The 24460-nt window shown below is 55.2% G+C and carries 26 protein-coding genes; 3 read left to right on the top strand and 23 right to left on the bottom strand.

Going from position 1 to position 24460, the window contains the following annotated elements; genetic code table 11:
• Positions 1-2: 2 nt before the first annotated feature.
• From mraY to D9A02_RS15920, 8 genes are all read right to left on the bottom strand, one after another.
• Positions 3-1085, bottom strand: coding sequence for a phospho-N-acetylmuramoyl-pentapeptide-transferase (gene mraY, locus D9A02_RS15885; RefSeq protein ID WP_120501875.1), 1083 nt, complete (start codon positions 1083-1085; stop codon positions 3-5).
• The gene (murF, locus tag D9A02_RS15890) at positions 1086-2522 is read right to left on the bottom strand and encodes a UDP-N-acetylmuramoyl-tripeptide--D-alanyl-D-alanine ligase (RefSeq protein ID WP_120501876.1); all 1437 of its coding nucleotides are present in this window, start codon (positions 2520-2522) and stop codon (positions 1086-1088) included.
• Positions 2519-4000, bottom strand: coding sequence for a UDP-N-acetylmuramoyl-L-alanyl-D-glutamate--2,6-diaminopimelate ligase (locus D9A02_RS15895; protein ID WP_120502574.1), 1482 nt, complete (start codon positions 3998-4000; stop codon positions 2519-2521). Before D9A02_RS15895 ends, murF begins: the two co-directional genes overlap by 4 nt.
• A 20-nt stretch (positions 4001-4020) precedes the next feature.
• Complete coding sequence (locus D9A02_RS15900) at positions 4021-5811, bottom strand: penicillin-binding protein 2 (RefSeq protein WP_120501877.1); 1791 nt, start codon at positions 5809-5811, stop codon at positions 4021-4023.
• Complete coding sequence (locus tag D9A02_RS15905) at positions 5808-6176, bottom strand: cell division protein FtsL (protein WP_174232039.1); 369 nt, start codon at positions 6174-6176, stop codon at positions 5808-5810. Before D9A02_RS15905 ends, D9A02_RS15900 begins: the two co-directional genes overlap by 4 nt.
• A complete protein-coding gene (rsmH, locus tag D9A02_RS15910) occupies positions 6176-7168 on the bottom strand; it encodes a 16S rRNA (cytosine(1402)-N(4))-methyltransferase RsmH (RefSeq protein ID WP_120501879.1) in 993 nt (330 codons plus the stop codon). Before rsmH ends, D9A02_RS15905 begins: the two co-directional genes overlap by 1 nt.
• 4 nt (positions 7169-7172) lie before the next feature.
• Entirely contained in the window at positions 7173-7676 is a 504-nt protein-coding gene (gene mraZ / locus D9A02_RS15915) for a division/cell wall cluster transcriptional repressor MraZ (RefSeq protein ID WP_120501880.1), read from the bottom strand.
• Between the two features lie 690 nt (positions 7677-8366).
• Entirely contained in the window at positions 8367-8915 is a 549-nt protein-coding gene (locus D9A02_RS15920) for a GNAT family N-acetyltransferase (RefSeq protein ID WP_254054649.1), read from the bottom strand.
• Between the two features lie 120 nt (positions 8916-9035).
• Here D9A02_RS15920 and D9A02_RS15925 point away from each other — a divergent pair, with 120 nt between their 5' ends.
• The gene (locus D9A02_RS15925; RefSeq protein ID WP_254054650.1) at positions 9036-9608 is read left to right on the top strand and encodes a GNAT family N-acetyltransferase; all 573 of its coding nucleotides are present in this window, start codon (positions 9036-9038) and stop codon (positions 9606-9608) included.
• Between the two features lie 32 nt (positions 9609-9640).
• Here D9A02_RS15925 and acuI read toward each other — a convergent pair whose 3' ends face one another.
• From acuI to D9A02_RS15945, 4 genes are all read right to left on the bottom strand, one after another.
• Positions 9641-10633 (bottom strand): acryloyl-CoA reductase, encoded by a 993-nt coding sequence (gene acuI / locus D9A02_RS15930; RefSeq protein ID WP_120502577.1) that lies wholly within the window; start codon positions 10631-10633, stop codon positions 9641-9643.
• 62 nt (positions 10634-10695) lie between these two features.
• Positions 10696-11802: a dimethylsulfoniopropionate demethylase gene (locus D9A02_RS15935; protein ID WP_120501881.1), complete on the bottom strand. Its 1107-nt coding sequence runs from the start codon at positions 11800-11802 to the stop codon at positions 10696-10698.
• Between the two features lie 46 nt (positions 11803-11848).
• Positions 11849-12556 (bottom strand): DUF1326 domain-containing protein, encoded by a 708-nt coding sequence (locus D9A02_RS15940; RefSeq protein ID WP_120501882.1) that lies wholly within the window; start codon positions 12554-12556, stop codon positions 11849-11851.
• A gap of 3 nt (positions 12557-12559) precedes the next feature.
• On the bottom strand, positions 12560-13354 hold the full coding sequence (locus tag D9A02_RS15945; RefSeq protein ID WP_120501883.1) for a DUF2182 domain-containing protein: 795 nt from the start codon (positions 13352-13354) through the stop codon (positions 12560-12562).
• 71 nt (positions 13355-13425) lie between these two features.
• Between D9A02_RS15945 and D9A02_RS15950 the strand changes: the two genes are divergently transcribed.
• Positions 13426-14166: a FadR/GntR family transcriptional regulator gene (locus tag D9A02_RS15950; RefSeq protein WP_120501884.1), complete on the top strand. Its 741-nt coding sequence runs from the start codon at positions 13426-13428 to the stop codon at positions 14164-14166.
• A gap of 24 nt (positions 14167-14190) precedes the next feature.
• On the opposite strand, the gene D9A02_RS15955 is transcribed toward D9A02_RS15950, so the two are convergent.
• From D9A02_RS15955 to D9A02_RS16005, 11 genes are all read right to left on the bottom strand, one after another.
• Positions 14191-14382 carry a Trm112 family protein gene (locus tag D9A02_RS15955; protein WP_120501885.1) on the bottom strand — a complete coding sequence of 64 codons (192 nt, stop codon included), beginning with the start codon at positions 14380-14382 and terminating at the stop codon, positions 14191-14193.
• Positions 14379-15023 (bottom strand): LON peptidase substrate-binding domain-containing protein, encoded by a 645-nt coding sequence (locus D9A02_RS15960; protein ID WP_120501886.1) that lies wholly within the window; start codon positions 15021-15023, stop codon positions 14379-14381. Before D9A02_RS15960 ends, D9A02_RS15955 begins: the two co-directional genes overlap by 4 nt.
• A 27-nt stretch (positions 15024-15050) precedes the next feature.
• On the bottom strand, positions 15051-15962 hold the full coding sequence (locus D9A02_RS15965; protein WP_120501887.1) for a co-chaperone YbbN: 912 nt from the start codon (positions 15960-15962) through the stop codon (positions 15051-15053).
• A 73-nt stretch (positions 15963-16035) separates the two neighbouring features.
• Entirely contained in the window at positions 16036-16329 is a 294-nt protein-coding gene (locus D9A02_RS15970) for a hypothetical protein (RefSeq protein ID WP_120501888.1), read from the bottom strand.
• A complete protein-coding gene (locus D9A02_RS15975) occupies positions 16319-17371 on the bottom strand; it encodes a hypothetical protein (RefSeq protein WP_120501889.1) in 1053 nt (350 codons plus the stop codon). The genes D9A02_RS15970 and D9A02_RS15975 overlap by 11 nt, the downstream gene beginning before the upstream one ends.
• A complete protein-coding gene (locus tag D9A02_RS15980; protein WP_120501890.1) occupies positions 17371-17775 on the bottom strand; it encodes a hypothetical protein in 405 nt (134 codons plus the stop codon). Before D9A02_RS15980 ends, D9A02_RS15975 begins: the two co-directional genes overlap by 1 nt.
• Positions 17772-19259 carry an FAD-binding oxidoreductase gene (locus D9A02_RS15985; protein WP_120501891.1) on the bottom strand — a complete coding sequence of 496 codons (1488 nt, stop codon included), beginning with the start codon at positions 19257-19259 and terminating at the stop codon, positions 17772-17774. Before D9A02_RS15985 ends, D9A02_RS15980 begins: the two co-directional genes overlap by 4 nt.
• 91 nt (positions 19260-19350) lie before the next feature.
• A complete protein-coding gene (locus D9A02_RS15990; protein ID WP_120501892.1) occupies positions 19351-20139 on the bottom strand; it encodes an exodeoxyribonuclease III in 789 nt (262 codons plus the stop codon).
• 66 nt (positions 20140-20205) lie between these two features.
• Complete coding sequence (locus D9A02_RS15995) at positions 20206-21330, bottom strand: aminotransferase (RefSeq protein ID WP_120501893.1); 1125 nt, start codon at positions 21328-21330, stop codon at positions 20206-20208.
• Positions 21330-22319, bottom strand: coding sequence for an alpha/beta fold hydrolase (locus tag D9A02_RS16000; RefSeq protein WP_120501894.1), 990 nt, complete (start codon positions 22317-22319; stop codon positions 21330-21332). The genes D9A02_RS15995 and D9A02_RS16000 overlap by 1 nt, the downstream gene beginning before the upstream one ends.
• 186 nt (positions 22320-22505) lie before the next feature.
• A complete protein-coding gene (locus D9A02_RS16005; RefSeq protein ID WP_120502578.1) occupies positions 22506-23192 on the bottom strand; it encodes a response regulator transcription factor in 687 nt (228 codons plus the stop codon).
• Between the two features lie 163 nt (positions 23193-23355).
• Here D9A02_RS16005 and ribA point away from each other — a divergent pair, with 163 nt between their 5' ends.
• Positions 23356-24447 (top strand): GTP cyclohydrolase II, encoded by a 1092-nt coding sequence (ribA, locus tag D9A02_RS16010; RefSeq protein WP_120501895.1) that lies wholly within the window; start codon positions 23356-23358, stop codon positions 24445-24447.
• Positions 24448-24460 lie beyond the last annotated feature (13 nt).

The raw sequence follows: 24460 nt of genomic DNA on the forward strand, positions 1-24460 counted from the left end.
ACTTAGCGCACTTTCAACGTGGCCAGACCGATCATCGCCAAAATCACCGCGATGATCCAGAAACGGATCACGATCTGCGGCTCGGCCCAACCCTTTTTCTCATAGTGGTGATGGATTGGTGCCATCAGGAACACCCGTTTGCCAGTGCGCTTGAAATAGAGCACCTGAATGATCACGCTCAGCGCTTCGACCACAAACAGCCCGCCAATAATACCCAGTACGATCTCGTGTTTGGTGGCGACGGCGATGGCACCCAATGCGCCGCCCAGTGCCAGTGATCCAGTATCCCCCATGAACACGGCGGCCGGTGGGGCGTTGTACCACAAAAAGCCGAGTCCCCCGCCAATCAAACCGGCAACGAAGACCAGAATCTCACCAGTGCCCGGCACGTAATGCACATCGAGATATTCGGTAAAGTCGACCCGGCCAACAGCGTAGGCAATCACTCCGAATGAACCTGCAGCAATCATCACCGGCATGATTGCCAAACCATCCAGGCCATCGGTCAGGTTCACAGCGTTTGCTGCACCTACGACAACGAACATGGCAAACGGAATGAAAAAGATACCCAGATTCAACAGCGTATCTTTGAAGATCGGCAAGGCTAGATGGTATTGCAGCGCCTCGGGATGGCTGATGCTTGCCCAGTAAGCGGCAATGCCCGCAATAAGAAAACCAAGGCCAAGACGGACCTTACCTGATACACCCGTAACGTTTTGTTTGGATACCTTGGCATAATCGTCAGCAAAACCGATGGCAGCAAACGATAAGGTCACCAGCAACACCAACCAGACAAAGGGGTTATCCAGGCGCGCCCACAGCAAGGTCGAGGTCGACAGTGCTCCGACAATAAGTAATCCGCCCATGGTCGGCGTTCCAGATTTCACGAAATGCGTCTCAGGACCGTCATCGCGAATAGGCTGCCCTTTACCCTGCTTGCGGCGCAACACATTGATCAGCGGCTTGCCAAACAGAAATCCAAAGATCAGGGCGGTCATAAAGGCGCCCCCTGCACGGAAGGTGATATACCTGAACAGGTTGAAAAAATCACCGCCATCCGACAGGGTGCTGAGCCAGTATAACATTTAATCGTCCCTTCGATCCGTCGGTTGCGGGCGGGTGGCGTTGCGCAGAGCCTCAACAATCAGGCTGACGCGGCTGCCCTTTGAGCCCTTGACCAATACAATATCGCCGGCGTCTATCATACGGTGCGCCGATTGCACGAGCGCTTCGGCATTTTCGGCCCATTCGCCCTGATGTGTTGCGGGAAGAGCGCTCCAAAGGTTACGCATCCGTGGCCCGACACAATGCACCACGTCCAGCTGCGTCATATATTCCAACTCTGCCATTCCCGCATGTAGTGCCATTTCATCGGGACCAAGCTCCAACATGTCCCCCAACACGGCAATCCGGCGGCCTTTTTGGATGCGGCCAACTCCATCGCGCGGTGTGGACGCGGCCAACACCTCTAACGACGCGGCCATTGAGGTGGGATTGGCGTTGAAAGCATCATCAATCAGATCAAAAGTCAGCGCCTCATTATCGGCATCCAGAACCAACGTTTCACGGGTGCCACGACCGGCGGGTGGCTGCCACTGTCCTAATCCGATCCCGGCCAGCGCCCGATCCCCCCCCAAGGCGTCGACACAGGCCAGCACACCCAGACCGTTCATCGCAAAGTGCCGCCCCATGCTGTTGATTTTATACAGCAAGGGCGCCCCCTCGATATCTGCTTCAACCACGGTGCAACCCTCCACAAAACGCAAATCCGAGAGGGTATAAGCACCCTGCTGGCCAAATGTTTTGATCTGTGCGCCTTTGGCATTGGCTTTTTCAAGCAAGATTCCTGTAGTGTCGATATCGGCGTTGATCACGGCAATGCCGTCAGGCTCCAACCCATCAAAGATCGCGGCTTTCTCATGCGCGATGCCCTCGATATTTTCGAATGCTTCCAAATGCGCGGCCGCAACCGTAGTGATCATTGCCACATGTGGGCGTGCCATCTGCGCCAAGGGCGCGATTTCACCGGGATGGTTCATCCCGATCTCAATCACCGCATAATCTGTGTCTACGGGCATGCGCGCCAAAGTCAGCGGCACCCCCCAGTGATTATTGTAACTGGCCTCGGCCGCATGGGTTTTTCCCTGCTGGCTAAGTACGTCGCGCAACATTTCCTTAGTTGAGGTTTTGCCAACCGACCCCGTCACCGCCACGACGCGGGCGCTGGTACGTGCCCGAGCGTGGCGGCCCATCGCCTCCAACCCTTCAAGCACATCCGGCACGATCAGCAATGGCGCATCTTCGGCAACGCCTTCAGGCACATGCGTCACCAGCGCCGCAGCCGCGCCCTTTTCCAAAGCCTGTGCGACAAAATCATGCCCATCACGCGCAGCCTTAAGCGCCACAAACAAATCGCCGGGCTGCAAAGTGCGGGTATCGATCGAAACGCCGTTGGCAGCCCAGTCAGATGTTGTTGTACCACCCGTTGCCTGTGCGGCCTCCTGTGCGGTCCAAAGCGTCATGGCTGCACCCCGTCCAAAGCAGAGACCGCCACGCTGGCCTGTTCGACATCGTCAAACGGCAAGATGTCATCGCCTACGACCTGACCGGTTTCATGGCCCTTACCCGCGATCAAAAGCGCATCTCCCGCCCCTAAAGCGTCAACACCACGCAATATCGCTTCTGCCCGGTCACCGACATTCATCGCTTTGGGGCAACCACCCATAACGGCAGTGCGAATGCTAGCAGGATCTTCGCTACGCGGATTGTCGTCGGTAACGATGACTACATCAGCGTTTACCGCTGCGGCCTGCCCCATCAATGGACGTTTTCCAGCATCGCGATCTCCGCCAGCCCCGACAATGGCAATCAACCGGCCCATCACATGCGGGCGCAGCGCCTTGAGCGCGGTCGCCACAGCATCCGGTGTATGAGCATAATCAACAAAAACCGCAGCGCCATTTTCACGTGTCGCTGCCAGTTGCATCCGGCCGCGCACGGTTTGCATTTCCGGCAAAGTGTTAAACACCTGATCCGCGTCAGCCCCCGCCGCGATCACCAACCCGGCTGCCAGCAGAACGTTTTCGGCCTGAAAACCACCCATCAAAGGCAGATCAACCTGCCGCGCCTGTCCGCCCCAATTGAACCGCAGGACCTGACTGGTTGGTGTAAAACGCTGTCCTTGCAGGTGCAGATCAGCACTCGCATCGCGACCAACGCGAATGATCTGTTGCCCGCGATCCTTGGCAATCCCGGCCAGCTCCTGACCTTTCGGATCATCGATATTCACAACGGCGATGCCATCCTCGGGCAAAACCCGCGAGAACAACCCAGACTTTGCGCTGAAATACGCCTCAAAGCTTTCATGATAATCCAAGTGATCCTGCGTGAAGTTGGTAAACCCCGCCGCTGAGATACGCACACCGTCCAAACGCCGTTGTTCCAGCCCGTGGCTAGAGGCTTCCATCGCGGCATGCGTGACCCCGGCCTGCGCGGCCCCCGCCAAGGCCCGATGAAGGGTAATTGGCTCGGGCGTAGTATGGGCAAGCGGAGCCGCCCATGCACCTTCAACCCCTGTCGTGCCCAGATTAACCGCGTCATACCCCAACGCCATCCAAATTTGGCGGCAAAAGCTGGCCACGGAAGTTTTACCATTCGTCCCGGTAACGGCGACCATAACTTCGGGCTGTTCGCCAAACCACAGTGCCGAAGTATAAGCCAAAGTTTGGCGCGGATCCTGTGCCACGATCAGGGCGGCCTCGCTGATTTCCAGCTCTTCGGTCGCGATGCGCGCGCCCTCGGCATCGGTTAAAATTGCCGCTGCACCCATACGCAACGCATATTGGATAAATTCTCCACCATGCACCTGTGTACCCGGAAGAGCGGCAAACAAAAACCCGTCCTTCACATCCCGACTGTCAACAGCCAGCCCCGTGATGTTAGCCTGTCGCCCCTTTTGGGCGGTCAGGCCCAGCTCTGCTAATGATTTAGTCTGCCCCATCGCCATAACCCTTTTCCGGCCTAGTTCGATGTCAGCGTTATACCAGTCGTCGGCTGAGGTTCAATCTTAGGTCGCAGTCCCATAAGCGGTGCGATCCTCTGAATGATTTCTGCCGCCACTGGAACCGAGGTCCAACCCGCTGTCCGACGGGGTTTTTTGCCCGACGTTTCAACCGGTTCATCCAATGTGACGATCAGCACATATTTTGGGTCATCCACTGGGAACATCGACGCAAAAGTATTGATCACCTTGTCATCATAGTAACCACCCGACGGTTTCGGTTTATCAGCCGTACCAGTTTTGCCAGCTACGCCGTAGCCCGGCACCTCACCGAAATTAGCTGTGCCGTCTGGGTCTGATACGACCCGACGCAACATAGCGCGCGAAGCTTTGGCCACGTTTTCACGCATGACACGCGGCCCATATTGTGGGCCGTCTTGCTTGATCAACGTTGGCTTAACAGCATAACCACCATTAGCAATCGCTGCATAACCCGCCGCCAAGTGCATCGGGGTGTTAGAAATGCCGTGACCATAAGAAATGGTAACCGCGCTCAGATCCGTCCAACGTTTTGGGATCAAAGGCTTGCCGCCTTTGGCCTCAACAATCTCAAGTGGTGTGGCGTCAAACATACCCAGCGAGCCCAAAAATTCCTTTTGCCGTTTTGGGCCGATCAGCAGGGCGATACGTCCGGTTCCCCGGTTAGAGCTCTTCATAATGATGCTGCTGACATCCAGCATGCCATAATTTTTGCGCTGGAATTCGTTGATGGAATATCCGCCCACCTTCAATGGCTTGCCGGTATCGATGATGGTGCTACTCGACACTAACCCTAGTTCCAACGCTTGCGCGGTGGCGAAGATCTTGAAAGTTGATCCCAACTCATAAACCCCCTGCACCGCGCGGTTAAACAGCGGACTGTCAGATGGATCACCCGAGACTGGCGGACGGGGCCGGTTATTGGGGTCAAAGTCAGGCAAGGATGCAATCGCAATCACCTCACCGGTGTGTACATCCATCAGAATGGCGGCAGCACCTTTGGCATTCATCAAGCGCATGCCTCCATAAAGCACACGCTCAATCGCTGACTGAATGGTTAGGTCAATCGACAATTGCAGTGGTTTATCACCCTGCGCCGGATCGCGCAGGCGGTCATCAAAATATTTCTCAACCCCGGCAACACCGATCACTTCAGCCGCATGAACGCCTTCGCGACCAAAACCAGCTCCACCCAATACATGTGCTGCCAGTCGTCCATTGGGGTACAAGCGCATTTCACGGGGCCCAAACAACAGACCCGGATCACCGATGTCATGCACGGCCTGTTTCTGCTCTGGGCTAATTCTTTTCTTGATCCACAAGAATTTACGGTCGCCGGTAAAATCCTTAATCAGACGCGCGTGGTCCAGATCAGGAAAGATTGTGACCAATTTATCAGCGGCCCCTTTCGGGTCGATCATATGGCGTGGCTGCGCATAAAGACTGTGGGTTTCCAGATTGGTTGCCAGAACCCGACCCTTGCGGTCAACGATATCTGCGCGCTGAGCAACGATCTGCGCCCCAGCTATTGATGTGCGTGGCTCGGCAGGCTCAGACTGGGCAATCACCCCCATCCGCAGGCCAATGGTACCAAAACCCAAGAAAAACATTACGCCCAACATCAACAACCGCCCCTCTGCCCGGATACGGGTACGGTCACGCATGTTTTCATGCCGCTGACGGATATTGTCACGCTCAATTTTATCGGGGTTTTCCCCGCGAGCACGGGCATCAAGAATACGGGCAAGTGGGCGCAGCGGAGTGCGGATCATGGCCAAGTCTCCGTCGAAACGAGAGGATTAGAAACCTCAATCCCGTTGGTGATCGAGAAGATCGTCTCGTCTTCGTCATTTCGCGGGAAGCTGACCTGATCAACATTGCCAAATTGATCGGGCTGCAAAGGCAGCAAACCCAGTTTTTCAAAGTTAATCTCGGCCAAATCACGCAAACGATCAGGGCGGTTAAGATAGGCCCACTCAGCATTTAACACGCGCAAACGTGCACGCGCTTGACTGATCTGACGCTGAACGCGTTCCGCTTCGGCCTGCACAGTTTGGGTTTTGTAATTCTCGTGATAAGCCCAAAAGGCCAAAGCAATCACCGCGCAGGCTGTAAATACATAAAACAGGCTTCGCATCAGTGCGCCCCTTTCAACTGTGGCATGCCAATGGCTTTGCGGTCGGTTTTCCCCGCTGGTGCATCCGTACGGATCGCCACCCGCAAACGTGAACTGCGCGAGCGCGGATTTTCTGCGAGTTCTTCTGGATCAGGGCCGATGGCCTTACGGTTTTTCAATTCGAACTGTGGCAGTTCCTGCACCATTTGAGGCGCATGGCGGCTCCCTTGACCAGACTTACCTGCGCGGGCCTGCAAGAAGCGCTTAACCATACGGTCCTCGATCGAATGGAAGGTCACCACTGCCAACTGACCACCAGGTTTAAGCACACGCTCTGCCGCCTCAAGCCCAGCAACAAGTTCGCCATACTCATCGTTCACAGCGATACGGATCGCCTGAAAGCTGCGTGTAGCAGGGTGGACCTGCCCCGGTTTCGGACGTGGCAGGCATTTCGCGACCACTTCGGCCAATTGCAACGTCGTCTTGAAGGCTTCAATCTCGCGCGTTTTGACGATTGCTCGCGCAATACGGCGACTGGCGCGTTCTTCTCCATAAAGATACAGGATATCAGCCAGTTCCGCCTCGGAAGCCGTATTCACTAGATCAGCCGCATCCGGGCCATCCTGGCTCATCCGCATGTCCAGTGGGCCATCGCGCATAAAGGAAAAGCCACGTTCAGAGAGATCTAACTGCATCGATGACACACCCAGATCAAGCACAACACCGTCCGCTTCACTGGCGTATTCATCCATTCGTGAAAATGTGCCCTGTACCAGCTCAAGTCGGCCGCCGTATTCAGCGGCCCAGTCCTGCGCCATCGTCAATGCCAATGGGTCGCGATCTACACCCACAACCTTGCCAGCACCATCTTGCAACAATGCACGGGTGTATCCGCCAGCGCCCAGCGTCCCATCCAGCCACAAGCCGGAAATTGGCTTCACCGCTGCAATCAAAGGACGCAGCAGAACCGGAATGTGTGATGAAGTATCGGGGCCATGGGCAGCTGTTGCCATCCGCTTATTCCCCTTTTGCACCATCAAGATAGATTAACGGGTCGAAATCATCTGGCAGATCCTCAAGCCAGGCTTCGGTTTTGGCCAGCTCTTCTTGCTCGTATGTTTCGGGTTTCCAGATCTGGAACGTATCGCCAGCGGCAATAAAGAACGCCTCTTTGTCCAACTCGACCTTCTGCCGCAGCTTTGCAGGCAGAACCAGACGCCCTGTTTCATCGACAGTGGTTGGGAATGATTGACCGTGGAACAGACGTTGCAACATCTTGCGCTCCATTGAGCCACGCGGAAGCGCGTCGATCTTTTCGTCCACCTCTTCGATGGCCTCAATAGTGTAGCATTCCAGATAATTGCGGCGGTGATCACCATAAACGATCACCAACTCGGGGGTATCTCCATCGCGCCAGTTGGGGTCAGATGCCTCCAGCACACGGCGAAAAGAGGCCGGGATAGACACCCTGCCCTTCGCATCCACCTTGTGGTGGCTTTCACCTCTGAACCTTCGACCCACTGTCCTTGGCCCTCTGCTTACCCCGGGTTCAATCCCAGGAAAATTCTTACCTCTAGAAACGAAACGGCGGACTGAGCTGCTGCCACTGCCCAATCCGCCGCCCTCGTCCCGCTATGCGGGGTGTCCGATCACACGCACCATCTGGGGGGATGTCTGCTCGCTCGCGCGCCGGATCTCTTTGTTCTGATGAAGCGCGGGGCCTGTATGAAACCTGACTTGGGAGTTTTTTATCTAGCGGGGTCTGCGCCCCTTATCCCGTCCTCATCGTGTATATAGGGATGACATGGGAATTCATGGAAATCAAGGATAAATTATGGGAATTACCTACATCATGTAGTTTCAAGGGTGGATGAAAATCAAGATAATGCGCCCAATTCACTCAATTATCCACACAATATAGATTAATATGTACCATGAAATACCACATAAGGTGTTACAAAAATTCACTCAAATTCTTCCCATAAATTCCCAGTTTTTTCAAAATTTTCACTTCCACACTTCAAATTCACGATGATTCCATGAAAATTTACTGATTAATCAAGTGCAAATTATCAATTTTACTCTTTGATGCGTGATTCGAAGCCATGAACAAATAAAAATGGCGACAAGAATAGAATTTGTGCCATGAAATCCCACAGCACAGTTAAATCAGCAATCGTAAAGAATTCTCAATACTGAGAAACGCGTCGCTCAGACGTTTTCACCAAGCCATTTGTACATCACTCGTGCGTCCACAAGGCCGTGCTCAGGATGTTGAAATGCCAGTGGCAACCTCCCAACCGTATCAAACCCCAATCTTTCCCACAGGCGTACAGCGCCGACATTGGTCTCCACCACGCAGTTGAACTGCATCGCCAGATAGCCAAGGTTGCGTGCCTCAATCTGCGAATGGAGACACATCAGTTCGGCAACCCCACGACCGCGTGCTGAGGGGGCCACCACATAACCACAGTTGCACACGTGCGCCCCACCACCTGCTTGGTTGGTTTTGATAAAATAGGTTCCGATAACCCCGCCTGCGTCTTCAACAACGTAGCTTGCGCGCGGGGCGTCCATCCACAAATCCTGCACGGCGACACGCGACAGCTGCGTATCGAGCGCATAGGTATCACCGGCCCGGATCACATCGCGCAAAATCGGCCAGACCCGGTCAAAATCGCTCTCTCGTGAAAGACGTATTGTTGGTTGCGCCTGTGTCATCACACCGATTCCCCCGTGCATCGTGCGTTCCATGACCATCTTAAGCGCTCCTTTAACTCGCAATTACAATCGAAACATTTCTTCAACCTGACAGAAATCAGGTTGAAACATGATGTTTCTACTTTCGGATTCCAGAATTTCTCAGATCCGGAGGCGGTAATGAAGCTCGATAAATCAGGCATATTCGGCAAAAGTAAGACAGCACGCGTGCCAATGACAGAAAAATCGGCATGGGTTCGAAAACAAAGTTCAGCTGACGCCACGTCACTCAAACACTTCTTTTCCAAGCTTTCCCCGCTGGCCTTATATTACCGTTTCATGTCCCCTCTTACCAACGTGCCACCACACATCTTTGAGCTGCTGTGCGACCTTGATCCACAAAGGCATGTGTCCTTTGTTGTCGAAGGCATTAACGATGATGGTCCAGCAGTGATTGGCGAAGGCCGTTATGTACGCGATGACGGTACTGAAACCCGCGCCGAATTCGCCCTTTCCATTGCTGAAGGTTGGCGCGGTCAAAGGTTGGCCTCCACCCTTATTACCCAGCTCGAACAACATGCCCAAGCCAACGACATCCACACCTTTTGGGCAGAGGTGCTGGTCGAGAACGCCCCAATGCTTAGTCTGGCACGCAAATTTGGCTATGACGTCACCCCAGATCGCAATGATCCGCGCTGCAAGATCGTATCAAAACACATCTCAGTGTCAGCTCGCACAAAAAAGGCCGCGTAACCGCGGCCTCCTTTTCAATTTATTCGTGCTGTTCAGGCGTTAACGTCAACCACAACACGACCCTGAACTTGACCTTGCAGAATATCTGCGCCCAATTGCGGTAAATCCGACAGGGTTGCAGGTTTGATCATCGCCTCTAGCTTGTCCATCGGCAGGTCCTTGGCAATCCGCTGCCACGCACGCACGCGGTTGTCATAGGGCTGCATGACGCTATCGATACCCAACAGGTTTACACCGCGCAGCAGAAAGGGGATCACGGTCGCGGGCAGGCCAGCACCACCGGCAAGGCCTACAGCTGAAACCGAAGCACCGTATTTCATCTGGCCCAAAACCCGCGCGAGCATGGCACCACCAACAGCATCCACACAGCCCGACCAGCTTTCAGCCTCTAACGGGCGTTTAGTGGTCTCATTCAGCTCTTCACGCGCCACAATCTGTGTGGCCCCCAGTGCTGTCAGATACTCAGCCGTATCAGGGCGACCGGTGACGCCAGCCACTTCATAGCCAAGGTTGGCCAGAATAGCCGTGGCAACCGAACCAACGCCGCCCGCAGCACCCGTAACCAGAACAGGGCCGTTACCTGTGGTCAGTCCGTGATCTTCCAGCGCCATCACCGCCAGCATCGCGGTAAACCCAGCGGTACCAACGGCCATTGCCTGGCGCGCATCCAATCCGTCCGGCAGTGGCACCAGCCAATCTGCTTTGACGCGGGCCTTTTGCGAATAGCCACCCCAATGTGCCTCACCGACGTGCCAGCCGGTCAGGACAACCTTATCGCCGGGTTTGTAGCGATCATCGCCGCTGGCCTCGACAGTACCGGCAAAATCGATCCCCGGAATATGCGGGTAGTTGCGCACCAAACCGCCACCGGGCCCGATGCACAGGCCGTCCTTGTAGTTCACTGTTGAATACTCAACCGCCACAGTAACTTCGGCATTTGGCAGATCATCCAGCCCGATCTGTTTGACTGCCGCGGCTGTTTTGCCGCTCTCTTCGTCTTTATCGACAACCAATGCGTTGAACATATCTTTCTCCGTCATGATTTCTTCGCTCTTATCTCAAACAGAGGCTCATCCCCCTGCCCGACTTATTTCCAAAAACTGGCTTGAACCGATGCATCCCGCATGCCCTCATGCGTTTCCACCTCAAGCGCTATGCCAGCGTCCCAATGGCTACGCTCAACCATCCCAATGGCCACGTTGGTCTCAAAATCCGGTGACCACGCGGCCGAAGTGACCTGCCCCACCTGCTGACCATCGGCAAACACCGGCCAGGCCCGGTCACAGCCCGGTATCACGCCTTCAATCGCGATAGGGCGGATCATTTGGCGGCTTCCCGCCTCCAGCTCTTCACGCAGCGCACGTCCGCCAAAGCACGTCTCCAGACGCCCCCCGTTCACATACATCCCCAACCCACATTCTAGCGGCGTGTTGGCGCGGGTCATATCATTGCCATAGCTCAGCAATCCGCCCTCAATACGCTCGATCAGGTTCGGCCCACCCGCGCGCACTTGCAGCTCTTCGCCCTCGGTAAACAGCGCATTCCAAAGCGGCATGGCCAATTCGTTATTGTCGACATAAATCTCGAACCCACCCTGCTTAGAGTACCCAGAACGTGAAATCAGAAACTCATGCCCCTCAAAGGCAAACTTCTTGCAGCCGAAAAACCGCAGCGCTCGCACATCCTCGCCGAACACGCGCGACATCAGCTCATTCGCCATCGGGCCTTGAACGCCCAAGGGTGAAACCTTCGGTTCGCTCACTTCGACATCTAAACTGTTGCAAGCCGCGATGGCATTCACCCACATCAGGACATCGCTATCCGCGATTGAAATCCAATAGGTGTCAGGCCCCGCCTCAATCAGCACCGGATCATTCAGCATGCCACCATTCTGATCGGTCATCGGAATGTACAAACACCGCTCAGCACTCATCTTGCTCAGATCGCGGGGTGTCAGCAGTTCCACCAGTCGCAGGGCGTCCGGCCCTTTGATCTGCACCTGCCGTTCACAGGACACATCCCAGATCTGAACATGTGTCTTGAGATGACGACAGTCTTCTTCAACACTGTTGAACATCGTTGGCAACAGCATGTGATTATAGACAGTATAGGCCTGAATTCCGGCGGCTTCGACCCCGTCAGAAAAAGGCGTCCTGCGCACCCGGCGCGAGGGTGATAAAAGAGGCGTGTTCACGTCACGAACTCCATTAGGTTCAGTTGTGTCTTAAATTACAGCCCGGTTACTTACCCGGACCACTCCAATCAATCGGGCAGATTTCTGCGGACTTTCCGCCAAAGTCCCAAACCCGGCCAAAGTCGCGTACGCGCGATTTCAGGCCTTTTGCCGCGATGATATCTGGCCCCATCCAGTATTTGGAATTACTCACCATCACCGGATGATCCGGGCTGGCGCCTTCGATCATCTCAATCTCACCTTGGATTTTCCGGCCAATTGACAGACTGCGCTTTTTGCCATCGCGCACAATATCGACCCTGTGGCGCTCTGCCCCGATGATCTCGCTCACCAGCATGGTAAACAGACCCGTAGTCCCCCCAGCCTGTCCCGAAAAGATCTGCAAAATCCCATTGTAGGCCTTGCCGCTGGCACGTTCATCAACGTAGGCCGCAACCTTCCAGTTACCTTCTCCCATGCGGCCTGGAATATCGACCAGAAGACCGACATTCAGCCCACTCAGGTCTTCACCCTCATAATGGCCTTCGTCAATCGCGATGCCCATCCACGCATGGCAGTGGCCTTCTGTGGGGGGATGCTGCCCCAAAGACACCACGCAGGGGCAAAACAGCTCACAAGAGCAGTTCAAAAACAGCTCTCCCTTGATGGCCCAATCCGTCGGACTGGCCTGACGCCGTTTTGGGTTCGGCATCCGGTTATCAATCCGCTGCGAGACCGGCAGCTTATCCGCGTTTTCCTTGCGCTGTAATGCCATGTGTTATCCTCCGTTCCACAGCGGTGTGCTCAACACGGTCACACCACCCAATATCAATATGACGCCCATCGGCCGTGTCACACGGTGGCCGATTTGCGGTAATTTTTCCAGCACCATGAACAAGGTCGCCAAACCCATCCATAGCAGATTCATCACACCACCAACAAAACCAAGCGCCATAAAGCCCCAGCAGCAGCCAACGCAAAAGGCCCCTAAACCCAGCCCCATACGCAGCCCGCCCTTGAACCCTGTGCGCCAGTGGCCCAGGAAATAGGTCATCGGGCTGTGACACACCCCGTGGCACAGTTCCTTGGTCCGGGTGAACTGAAACGCGCCCACCGCCAGTAGCAGCAGCCCGGCAAACAGGGGCGTCTTGGAAATGCCCAGCATGTCGACCACGCCGCCAAACAACAGGCCCAGCTGCACGCCAGTGATCAACGCAGCAAAGCCGACCCAGACAATGCCATAGCCCAGCAGCACGCCCAGCCAGCCGATCCAGCTGCCATTGGCGCTGAGCATCAGGTCTTCGTAACTGCGCAGGGTTGGCACCAAGGTCGGCAACATCATCGCCGCCATCATCACCGCCCACATCACGAACAGCGGGCCAAAATTGGCCATCGGCATATACATATCCATGCGCGGGTCCATGTTGCGCATCATCTCGCCCTGCATGCCCGGTCGGCCAATCAGGTCAAGATCCATATCCACGGCCATGGCGTACATCATCCACCATGCCGCCAGAATGGCCGCAAAGAACGTCAGCCACAGCAGGTTTCTCGCCGGATATGACAAAATCATCTGCAAGGTATATCTCCATACCACGATTCGCGCCTTGCAACTTAAATGTCAGACAATTAAAAGTAAGACAAATGAAATCGAACAGTACACGCAAACCCGACCTCTCGGCTCAGATCGCCCAGGCGATCCGAGATGCCATCATGTCCGGCCAAATGATCGTAGATGAACGGCTTCCGTCCGAAGCAGAACTCGCCGAGCAATTCCAAGTCTCTCGTCCTACCGTGCGTGAGGCGTTGAAACGTCTGGCGGCACAATCACTGATCCGCACCGAACGTGGTGCCTTTGGTGGGGCTTTTGTCAATCGCCTCAGCTATGAAGAGGCCTATAGCCAGCAGATCACCACCTCGACGCTACTTCTCAGCATGAATACCGTCAGCTTCGCCACCGCTTGTGAGGCGCGCTATGCCTTGGAACGAGCCTGTACGCGCTTGGCTGCAGAACGTCGCACGCCAGATCATCTGGCCGCCATGCGCGCCGAAACCCACCGTCAGGCCCAGCCGGGCCTCAGCGATGAATGCTTCTGTGCCTCCGATGTGGCCTTTCACCGCGCGCTGGTTGACGCCACTGACAATCCGGTGCTGCGTTACCAACTGGCAGGCGCGGTCGAGGCCATGCAACCGCTAATGAACATGATCACCTTCACTGCCCGGTCTCGTGAGGAAATCGTCCGCCTGCACAATCGCATCGCCGACGCAATCGAGATGCAAGACCCCGAAACCGCCAGCGCCACGCTATCAAAACTTGAGGCTTACACGCTGGAACTGGGTCAGAACGTCATGGCTGAACGAGCCCAAAAGCGCGACAGCGCCTGAACATCATCCTTTAGAAACAACGCCTCACTCAAGCGCGCGCGCTTCATCCAACAGCATGATTGGAATACCGTTGCGGATGGGAAAGGCCATATTAGCCTTGTCCGAAATCAGCTCCTGCGCGCTGGCATCATAACGCAGCGTGCTGTGGGTCTGGGGGCAAATCAACGCCTCCAGCATCCGACGGTCAAAGGCGGGGGATGTCAGCGCATCGCTCATTGCATGATCTCCGTTTCGCCACCGCTGCGCAGGGCGTATTCTATCAGTGTCACCAAAGTCTCGCGTCTGGTACTCAAAGACGGAGCCTCCAACAAGGCCTGCTTGTCCTCTGGCTCAAACCCCAACAGCATCGACAGGGAATTGACCAGCAATTCATCATCAGCATCCTTTAAGGTTTCCCAATCTGTCTGTAATTCGCGCGCCTCAAAATATCGCGCCAGCAGGTCCATAAAGGCCCCGCGATTAAACAGCGTATCTGCATCCTGCGGCCCCATATCACGCTCAAATCCGGCCCAAGACACGCGCGCCCGACGGTAAGGCGTGAACCCTTCGACCTCGTCCTCAATCCGAAAGCGTGAGATCCCCGATAAGGTGATCATATAACGTCCATCTTCGGTTTCCGAAAACTGTGTCACCCGCCCTGCACAGCCAATGCACTGCAGGCCAGTGCCCACACGTCCCGGCACCTCATTAGGCTGAATCATCCCAATCAGCCGCCCCGGTATTTTGAGAACATCATCAAGCATCGCCAGATAACGCGGCTCAAACAAATGCAATGGCAAACGCGAGCGCGGCAGCAACAAAGCCCCCGGCAGCGGGAAAAGCGGAAGGATCTCTGGTAGGTCAGCCTGATGGAACATAAAAGCTAATCTAACCTGTTTTTCCGATCAGGCAAATATCATTGAACTCAACTTACGCCGACCGTTTAACACAATCGGATCGTTGGGCTTGAGCGCATCAAACAACGTGAACAGCTGCTGTCTGGCCGCGTCATCATTCCATTCACGATCACGGCGGAACAGCTCCAGCAATTCATCAACTGCTTCTTGTGTCTGGCCAGCAGCGTGAAGCGCCTGCGCCAGATCAAACCGCGCTTGATGATCATCGGGGTTCGCAGTGACCGCGGCCTGCAGCTCGCCGACCGGGCCAGCATTAGCCGCCTGTTTCGCCAGCTCGATTTGCGCGTGGGCTGCTTCCAGCTCGGGCGCGTTTGAAATTTCGGCAGGTGCACCGTTCAAAATCGCCTCGGCCTGATCCAAATCGTCCAGCGCAACATGGGATCGCACCAATCCGGCGTAGGCCGGGGCGTTCTGCGGGTCTTCTTCCAAAATCGCGGCAAAGGTTTGCGCGGCATCTGCGGCTGCTCCCTCTTCCAGCATTTCCTCGGCCGCGGCCACGGCCTCGTCCAGCCCACCGCTGCTGTCACCGCCCGAAGCGACAATCACACGTTCAATAAAAGCCTCAATTTCCGAGGGCGGCTGTGCCCCCTGAAAACCATCAATCGGCTGCCCCTGCCAAAAGGCATAGACCATTGGCACCGACTGCACCCGCAGTTGGCTGGCAATCATCTGGTTTTCGTCAACATTAACCTTGGCCAGCTTGACCGCGCCTTTGGCTTTGGTAACGGCGGCCTCGATCGCGGGGATTAGGGTTTTGCAAGGGCCGCACCAAGGGGCCCAGAAATCCACAATCACCGGAACCGTTTGCGAGGTCTCAATCACCTCGACCATGAAATCGGCCTCGGATACGTCCTTGATCAGGTCGGTGGCTGGTGGGGTTTGTCCGCCAAGTTCAAGCATGTTTCGCGCTCCTGACAATGGTGTCGTTCAATTTGAAGGTTACATGGCGTAGCGCGCCTTAGGTTGCAAGACCTCAGTTCGCAAATGGCAGGGGCAAACACCCCGGCAATCCTGCAGGCAACACCAGTCGCCCGCCGGATTGATAAAGTGACCAACCAAGATCGGGCCCTTCACCGCGAATGGCCAGCCAGAAAAGCCCCCCGCCAACCAAAGCAGCATTGTCCGGTAAACGGGCTGCGAAGTCCGCCGCTGGAAACAGAACAATCGCCCCCGGCGCCGCGTCGGTCAACATCGCGACCGAGGCCAGTACGACAATCCAGCCGACAAACACCGCCACCAGTGCGCCAATCCAATGCCTAATAGTCATGGATATGTTCCAGCCACAGCGCCCCCTGATCCATTTCGCGCAGGATGCTAGCCAGATCCGCAACCTTTACCATGATCAGATGTCGGTGGTCGCCATATCCCTGCCGCGCAAAACTGTGCAGCGCGCCAGAAGCCTCAGCCTGCGCTGAGATTGCGGTGAACATGATATCGTCATTGCCTGCAATCTCGACAAACTCGCCGCCCTCATCCGCCATCTGTTTCAGCAGATAGGTCAATTCGCGGTAGCGCGGCGTCTCAATCTCTGTTCCTTGCGCATGTCGGGTAACCACCTCTACACCATCAATCGAGGTCAGCACCTCGTCTGGCAACCCACTCACAATCATCCGCAAGCGCAACTCATCTGCACCCACAGTCGCCACCGCCTGTTCGATCACTTCTGCGTATGCGGCCTTGGCTTTGTATTCCAAACCCAGCGCCAGGCGCCGCTCTGTATCGCGCAAAACACCTGATGCGTTCTCGCTCAACGCTGCAGCATCAGCGCGAAAACCCCATTGATACCACGGCACCTGTTGAAGGAAATTGGCATAATCTGCCGCCTGCTGCGCTGACAAATCATCCAGCGGTGCGCGGGTCTCCCCCCGGAACCATGTAGCAACCCGCCCCAATGTTTCCTCGTAGGCAGCTTTGGCCAGTAACTCGGCGGTAAAGCTCACCCCAATGACATAGACCATCTGCTTGGTTTCCCCCGGAAACCCACCATGATCAGCCGACGCATAGGATAGCTCACACAGAGACGACCAAAAGCCACGGATCTCCTGCCAGTATCCGAATTCATGCGGATCTCCGGTTTCAATCACCTTGGCGTAATCATCATAAGCATGCACGATGTGCCATTCCGGATAGGTCAGCAACGTGCGCGATTCTGCGCGGTGCTGATCAGACGGCAGAATCGCAATATAGTCATTGTCGATAGGGCTTCGGACACAGGCCAGCTCGTTATAGCCCACAGGCATCGCCAAACCGACAACTGCCAATAGCAGCAGCAGAACAGCACGTTTCAACCATTTCCACAGCCTGCGCATCATACTTTCCACCAACGCAAACCGGACCACAATGCAAAGGCCCCCATGGCGATATGCGGCAGATTGGCGAGAAACCGAACAAGGGTAAAAGACATTCCCGCAGACGGATTGGTGAAGATCGCCAGATCAAGATAGCCATAGCCGGTGAAGATGCCAAAAACACCATCTCCCAAATAAAGCGCACCAAATATCACCAGAAAGATCGTGCAGGCACGCGCCCCCATGATCACCGCCGTCAGCGCCCATAAAGCTGACGCGAGGTGCAACGCATCGTCATATGGATCCAGCGCAAAGATACCAAAAGCCAGCCCCTGATCATCTGTCAGACCGGGAATATAGTTCAGTGACGCTGCAATCAGCAGCGCAATGAAATAGCCAAAGCTGATAATCCGTAAAATGCTCATAACGCACCCATGTAGTTATCCCATAAACCATTGCGGAAAGTCAGATCGGGGTCGAGCTGTCTTTTTGCCAAAGCAAAGCGCGCCGCCCCCGGATAAGCGTGATGAAACTGCTCACTCGTCGCGTGTGGGCGGTAAGGCAGATAGTAGGTCCCACCGATATCGGTAATCCGATCGATCAATTCCCGCGTCACCCGCGCCATATCCGCCTCGGCTCGTGCCGTCATTTCCTGGCTGAACGACATCACGGCCGCTATCCGCGGCGCTGGTGCATAGGTCAGCCAGCTGTCCGGGTCGTGATCAATAAACCGCAACGTGACATTCAAAAACTCCTGATAAGAGGCAGGAATCACCTCTTGGCAGACGGCAATGAAATCACCAAATCGCTCAGGACTGACAAAATACTCGTGCAAAATGTCCGTGCGGTTTGGGTCACGGTCATCCAGCGTCACAACCGGCTCATTGATCAAACTGTTGCGCGTCGCGATACCGCTGCTGATCCGTGGGGCCAGATCGGTTTCCGTCCACCAGCGCAAGCGCTTCATCCGCTCATGACCCAACTGTGCGCGGTAAACATGACTTGCCAGTTTCGACACCATGCCCGACCCACTGGCAGGCGGCAGATCTGTCTGATCCTCAGTTGCACGGTAGGTGATCATCAAGGCATGCTCAAAGAATCCGGCGCGATCCACATTCAGGCGGCCGTAAGCCATGTTGACCACCCCATCTGACAATGCCTCGACAAACCGCGTGCCAAACTCCTGCACAGGCATTTCTGTATAGGTCGGCTCGAGCCGTTTGTTTGGCTCAATCTCAACCTCCATCCGGGTGATAGCACCGGTTAGACCGTACCCCCCCATGGTCATCCCAAAGAGATCGGTATTTTCATCCCGAGAGCAATCCACCAACGTGCCGTCCGGCAAGACCATCTCAAACCGCCGCACAGTGGCTCCCATCGGACCATGTTTCACCGGCCAGCCATGCGCGTTCACGCAAAACGTCGCCGCTACACCGAAGTCATTGTTGGATTGCATCACCTTGGGGCCGTATCTCAAAGGATCCAGCGCCGCGATCACTTGCGACCAACGCGCCCCGGCATGGACCTGCATCAATCCCTTATCGATGTCCGGATCCAGCCAACCATTGTCAAATGTGATCGCATGCCCATCCCGAGGGATCGCCTGCCCGCCCATCGAATGCCGCGCAGCACCCACGTTCACTGGGCGCCCCTCCGCCCGAGCCTCTTTGATCTCGGCGCGCAAAGCCGCGACAAGCACATCATTGGGGTCATCTTGCAGGACCCTATGGCGAAAAATCGGCGTTTCGCTTAACCCACTGGCATCGTTGAGCGTGCTGACCTGTCCTGCAGGGGCCAGACTCTGTGTGCCATCCAGAACCGGAGTTGCGGCAGAAAACCGTTTGACGGCCCATCCCCCCAACACGGCTCCTCCACCAAACAAAGCAGCGCGTCTTGTGATTTTTCTCATTCCCAAACCTCCGCCCCCTCATAACATTTTGGTGAGGGTAGCGTGATTTCACAGGTAAGGAAATCCTTACTTTGTGCTTTAACCCTATGTTTTACAGGTCAAAACTAGCAAAGACCGGTGCGTGATCGCTGGGCTTTTCCCAGCCGCGTGCATCCCGCAGGACGCGGCTTGAGTGTCCAGCACTGGCAATATCCGACGTCGCCCAAACGTGATCCAACCGGCGACCTTTGTCTGCCACATCCCAGTCACGGGCGCGGTAGGACCACCAGCTATAGAGCAATCCTTCGGGGATATCATTGCGGGTCACATCGGCCCAGCCGCCCGCCTCCATAACGCTGTTAAAGCTTTCGACCTCAACCGGCGTGTGGCTAACAATTTTTAGCAATTTCTTATGGTCCCAGACGTCATCTTCGCGCGGGGCGATATTCAGATCACCGACTAGAATGGATTTTTCCGGCTTTTCCGCATGGAACCAGTCCCGCATGTCGCTCAGGTAATCCAGTTTTTGGCCAAATTTTTCGTTCTTTTCACGGTCCGGCACATCGCCGCCCGCAGGCACATAGAAATTGTGGATGACAACGCCGTTTTCCAAACGCCCAGCAACGTGCCGGGCATGGCCCAGGTTGGCAAAATCCTTGTCGCCCACATCCTCGATCGGCAGCTTGGACAAGATCGCAACACCGTTATATCCCTTTTGCCCTCGTGCCACCATGTGGGTATAGCCCAGCTCGGCGAATGCTTCTGTTGGGATCTTGTCCACCGGGCTTTTGCATTCCTGCAGGCACAGAACGTCGGGGCCTTCTTCCATCAATAACTTGCAAACAATCGGCTCTCTCAGGCGGACCGAATTGATGTTCCATGTGGCGAGGGTGAAAGGCATTGCTTTGCTCCTGACGGCAAGGGATTCGCCGCAGGTTATCCGCCCTTTATCCGGGGTGCCAGCAGATCATGCCCCGTATTTGGAAAACCAGACACTCAGGCGCGGCAAACCGTCGATCAATGCCTGCGTTTCGTTGGCAAACCCAATCCTGAGCCCGCCTTCCATCCCCATGACAGATCCCGGCGTCAACATCACACCGGTGTCGCGGATCAGGGTTTCGCATAAATCATAAGACGGGATATCAAGATCATAGTGCAACAATGCCGTCGTCCCACCCGCTGGCTTCACATAGCTAATCAACGGTTCTGACTGAACCCAAGCATCCAAGGCATTAAGGTTATCGCGCGTGATCTGTCTGCTGCGCTTTAAGATAGCGGCGGCGTTATCCAAGGCCATCGTGGCGAAATAATCGTCAATCACACCCACGCTGATGGTGTTGTAGTCACGATGAATTTCCACATCATGCATCAAAGAATGCGGCCCAACGATCCATCCCAGACGCAGTCCAGCCAGAGAAAACGCCTTAGAGGTTGAGCCGGTGCTGATGCCCTTTTCATAATGATCGGCGATCGAGGCCCCCGGCCCCTCCCCAGTTTGCTCTGTCCCACGGTACACCTCATCACACAGCACCCAAGCACTTGAGGACCGCGCAATTTCAGCGATCCTCTCCAGCCCCGCGCGATCGATCACCGCGCCCGTCGGGTTGTTCGGATTAGTCAGCGTAATCAATGTGGTATCAGTGCCCACCATCTGCTCCAACCGGTTCAAATCAGGCAGATAGCCATCCTCTGACAACAATGGCAAAGTGTGCAGGTCTGCCCCGATACTTTCTGGAATGGCTGTATGTTGCTGATAGGTCGGTGTGATTGACACGACCTTGTCGCCCCGGCTGATCAACGTCTGATAGATCAACGCGTTGGCCCCAATTGTACCATGGGTGATCATCACATTTTCAGCTTTTTGCCCCGCATATAGCGCTGCGACAGAGCTCCGCAGCGCCTCTGATCCCGGAATATCACCATAGGTCATTTTCATCTTTGCCAGATCGCTTGGCATCGCTTGCGTTTTTCCGGCCAGACGTAGCAATTCCTCAATCGTCAACGATGCAACACAGGTTTCAGCCAAATTGATCGCACAGCGGGTTTCCCACTTGTTCATCCACTGCTCAACACCAAAAGGGGTAATATCCATCATTGCGTTCCGTTTTGAAAAAGTTCCGTCTCAATTTCAACAAGCGCCAGTTTGAGCGCAAGCATAAACGCCTCAGGTGCTTCAATTTGCGGGATATGGCCCGTATCTGGCAACACATGCAAACGCGCACCGGGCGTCAGGTTCACCAGCTCAGTACCCTGTGCCAGCGGCGTAATCGTATCCTCGGCCCCCCAGATATACTGCGGCCGCAAGGGCGCCAAAACGGCATAGTTTTCTGCCGCCATGCTACGGGCACTTGTTGAGGGGTTCAGCAAAAACGGCAACCAACGCGCAAACTCTTTTGTACTGCCCTTCAGACGCATAGGACGCTGAAGCAATGCGACGATATCATCGGTTGCCGCCGTCTTTACATGCAGCAACGAACGCAACAACGGCTTGGTTGCCATTGGGTTGGTCGCCGTGACCGCTGTGGCAAATTCCCGGGCAATATGATTGCGCAGGAACAAGGGTAACTCTTTGCTTTCCATACCAACGCCCAGCGCACCGTCGACCACAACCAGACCTGCGAAACGCTCGGGGCTGACCATCGCGGCCTCAACCGCAGCCCCTGCCCCAAAGGAATGCGCGATCAGGACAGGCTGAACATCAAGCGCATTAACCAATTCCAACAGGCGTTCGGCTTGCCGAGCCCGACTATAATCCGCGTCCGCAGCCCGGTCAGAATACCCAAAAGGCGGCATATCAAACGCAATCGCACGATACTCCACGTCTGCCATTTCCTGCAAAACAGGCTGCCAAAGCGCACCCCAAGCCGCCGTTCCATGGGCAAATAACAAGGGCAACCCATCGCTGGGACCAACTTCGATGATATAGATTTCACCACTTTTCGTAGAAACAAGGCGGCCATTTTCAGGCAGTGATTCTGCTCTGGATTGATTTTCCCGGAGTGCAGCGCCCCCGCGAAATCCAAATAAAACAACCAGAACCGTGATGAGAATAAAGGAACTTAAGCGTTTAAATATCAGCATGTTCACCCAGATCGGCTAAATCTTGACGAAATACAAGGCGCTTGTTTCGAAACGAAAAAAAGACCTCGGCTACTTGCCGAGGTCAGTCCAACAGGGAGGTAAAGTACAAAACTGTACTAAAGTATAGCATACACACTTTGGGCCTTTTGTAAAAGGTTGGTATCCGTCAGCGCGCCAACTGTGGCTTTAGGCCAACAGTCGGTATCCACCGGATTCCGTCACCAAAAGACGCGCATTCGATGGATCGGGTTCAATTTTCTGTCTCAACCGATAGATGTGCGTTTCCAGCGTATGCGTGGTCACACCAGCATTGTATCCCCAGACCTCATGCAGCAACACATCACGCGCCACCACACCCTCGGTAGAACGGTACAGAAACTTCAGAATGTTGGTTTCCTTCTCCGTCAGGCGGATTTTGCGCTCATCTTCGGTGAGCAGCATCTTCATTGCCGGCTTGAACGTATAGGGCCCCAGCTGGAACACCGCGTCCTCAGATTGCTCATGCTGACGCAACTGCGCCCGGATCCGAGCCAACAGAACCGGAAATTTAAACGGTTTTGTCACATAATCATTTGCGCCTGCGTCCAGACCCAAAATTGTATCGGCGTCACCATCATGGCCAGTCAGCATCATCACCGGGGCCTTCACGCCCTGCTTGCGCATCAGGCGGCACAATTCGCGACCATCTGTATCGGGCAGACCAACATCCAGAATGACCAGATCATAAATGGCGTCCTTGGCTTTCACCATCGCCTCAGACCCATTACCGGCCTCAAAGACGTCGAAATCCTCGGTCATCACCAATTGTTCACTCAACGCTTCGCGCAGATCCTCGTCATCATCGACAAGTAAGATTTTCTTGAGCTGTCCCATATCGACCATCCTAGCATTTGTTTGTAAACAGATGAGACATGCAAACCGATCCGGCAAGGTCTGTGACAGACAAATCACGCCCACGTGTAACGATCGGTACATTTATTTCATTGTGTTACACGCCCCCACAGGCCTTGTATCACCAAAACAGGACAGGACCGGGATGAGCTTTGCCCCCGACATGACTGAAATTCTGGCCCGTGCCCGCGCCGATCTGCGCATGGGGGTCCCAATCGTAATCAAAAACGAAGACGAGGCTGTGTTGATTCTGGCCGCCGAAACATTGGACGCGCAACGCCTGACCAATCTGCAAGCTCTTGGCGGGCAGCCTGTGATCGTGATCAGCGCACGGCGCGCCGAAACCCTAAAAGCCCGCGCCTATGATGGTGATCTGGCCCGGGTTACGTTGCCCTGCGATGCACGGCTTAACTGGGTGCTTGGCATCGCAGATCCGGCAGATGACCTCAAAACCCCGATGAAAGGCCCATTAATCACTCAGCGTGACGGCTCCGCCGATCTGCACCGGCTCGCCCTCAAGGTGGTTAAATCTGCACGCCTTTTGCCAGCGGCATTGGTGCTCAGCCTTCCCGATCCAAATAATTTTGCCAAAACCCATCACCTGACCACTTTGCTCGAGAAACCAGCCGCCAATCTACTCTCGCATACCAGCCCGCTGCATCCTGTTGTCAACGCACGCCTGCCCTTGATGGTATCCGAGGCGGGCCAGCTTCACATTTTCCGCCCCGAAGATGGCGGCGAAGAACACTATGCGATCGAGATCGGCACGCCATCACGCGAAAAGCCTGTTCTGGCACGGCTACATTCGGCCTGTTTCACTGGCGACCTGATGGGGTCGTTGAAGTGCGACTGCGGCCCGCAACTCCGCGGCGCTCTTGCACAAATGGGGACTGAGGGCGCAGGCGTGCTGCTCTATCTCAACCAAGAAGGCCGCGGCATTGGCCTTGCCAACAAAATGCGCGCCTACAGTTTGCAAGATCAAGGGTTTGACACCGTTGAAGCCAACCACCGGCTGGGTTTTGAAGATGACGAGCGTGACTTCCGCATCGGTGCCGAGATTCTCAAACGCATGGGGTTCTCATCAGTCCGCCTTCTGACGAACAACCCCGGTAAGATCGCGATGATGCAGCAAAATGGCGTCGATGTGACCGAACGGGTACCACTGAAAGTAGGCGAAAACCCTCACAATACAAATTACCTCAAAACCAAAGCCAGCAAATCCGGCCACCTGCTCTGAGCCAATCCATGCT

Source organism: Roseovarius sp. EL26 (genome assembly GCF_900327775.1).
Taxonomy (GTDB): Bacteria; Pseudomonadota; Alphaproteobacteria; order Rhodobacterales; family Rhodobacteraceae; genus Roseovarius.

Excerpts from the sequence above, each read along its gene's own strand:
- mraY (WP_120501875.1), bottom strand. The coding sequence starts at position 1,085 with ATGTTATACTGGCTCAGCACCCTGTCGGATGGCGGTGATTTTTTCAAC.
- murF (WP_120501876.1), bottom strand. The coding sequence starts at position 2,522 with ATGACGCTTTGGACCGCACAGGAGGCCGCACAGGCAACGGGTGGTACA.
- D9A02_RS15895 (WP_120502574.1), bottom strand. The coding sequence starts at position 4,000 with ATGGGGCAGACTAAATCATTAGCAGAGCTGGGCCTGACCGCCCAAAAG.
- D9A02_RS15900 (WP_120501877.1), bottom strand. The coding sequence starts at position 5,811 with ATGATCCGCACTCCGCTGCGCCCACTTGCCCGTATTCTTGATGCCCGT.
- D9A02_RS15905 (WP_174232039.1), bottom strand. The coding sequence starts at position 6,176 with ATGCGAAGCCTGTTTTATGTATTTACAGCCTGCGCGGTGATTGCTTTG.
- rsmH (WP_120501879.1), bottom strand. The coding sequence starts at position 7,168 with ATGGCAACAGCTGCCCATGGCCCCGATACTTCATCACACATTCCGGTT.
- D9A02_RS15920 (WP_254054649.1), bottom strand. The coding sequence starts at position 8,915 with ATGGTCATGGAACGCACGATGCACGGGGGAATCGGTGTGATGACACAG.
- D9A02_RS15925 (WP_254054650.1), top strand. The coding sequence starts at position 9,036 with ATGAAGCTCGATAAATCAGGCATATTCGGCAAAAGTAAGACAGCACGC.
- acuI (WP_120502577.1), bottom strand. The coding sequence starts at position 10,633 with ATGTTCAACGCATTGGTTGTCGATAAAGACGAAGAGAGCGGCAAAACA.
- D9A02_RS15940 (WP_120501882.1), bottom strand. The coding sequence starts at position 12,556 with ATGGCATTACAGCGCAAGGAAAACGCGGATAAGCTGCCGGTCTCGCAG.
- D9A02_RS15945 (WP_120501883.1), bottom strand. The coding sequence starts at position 13,354 with ATGATTTTGTCATATCCGGCGAGAAACCTGCTGTGGCTGACGTTCTTT.
- D9A02_RS15950 (WP_120501884.1), top strand. The coding sequence starts at position 13,426 with ATGAAATCGAACAGTACACGCAAACCCGACCTCTCGGCTCAGATCGCC.
- D9A02_RS15955 (WP_120501885.1), bottom strand. The coding sequence starts at position 14,382 with ATGAGCGATGCGCTGACATCCCCCGCCTTTGACCGTCGGATGCTGGAG.
- D9A02_RS15960 (WP_120501886.1), bottom strand. The coding sequence starts at position 15,023 with ATGTTCCATCAGGCTGACCTACCAGAGATCCTTCCGCTTTTCCCGCTG.
- D9A02_RS15965 (WP_120501887.1), bottom strand. The coding sequence starts at position 15,962 with ATGCTTGAACTTGGCGGACAAACCCCACCAGCCACCGACCTGATCAAG.
- D9A02_RS15970 (WP_120501888.1), bottom strand. The coding sequence starts at position 16,329 with ATGACTATTAGGCATTGGATTGGCGCACTGGTGGCGGTGTTTGTCGGC.
- D9A02_RS15975 (WP_120501889.1), bottom strand. The coding sequence starts at position 17,371 with ATGCGCAGGCTGTGGAAATGGTTGAAACGTGCTGTTCTGCTGCTGCTA.
- D9A02_RS15980 (WP_120501890.1), bottom strand. The coding sequence starts at position 17,775 with ATGAGCATTTTACGGATTATCAGCTTTGGCTATTTCATTGCGCTGCTG.
- D9A02_RS15985 (WP_120501891.1), bottom strand. The coding sequence starts at position 19,259 with ATGAGAAAAATCACAAGACGCGCTGCTTTGTTTGGTGGAGGAGCCGTG.
- D9A02_RS15990 (WP_120501892.1), bottom strand. The coding sequence starts at position 20,139 with ATGCCTTTCACCCTCGCCACATGGAACATCAATTCGGTCCGCCTGAGA.
- D9A02_RS15995 (WP_120501893.1), bottom strand. The coding sequence starts at position 21,330 with ATGGATATTACCCCTTTTGGTGTTGAGCAGTGGATGAACAAGTGGGAA.
- D9A02_RS16000 (WP_120501894.1), bottom strand. The coding sequence starts at position 22,319 with ATGCTGATATTTAAACGCTTAAGTTCCTTTATTCTCATCACGGTTCTG.
- D9A02_RS16005 (WP_120502578.1), bottom strand. The coding sequence starts at position 23,192 with ATGGGACAGCTCAAGAAAATCTTACTTGTCGATGATGACGAGGATCTG.
- ribA (WP_120501895.1), top strand. The coding sequence starts at position 23,356 with ATGAGCTTTGCCCCCGACATGACTGAAATTCTGGCCCGTGCCCGCGCC.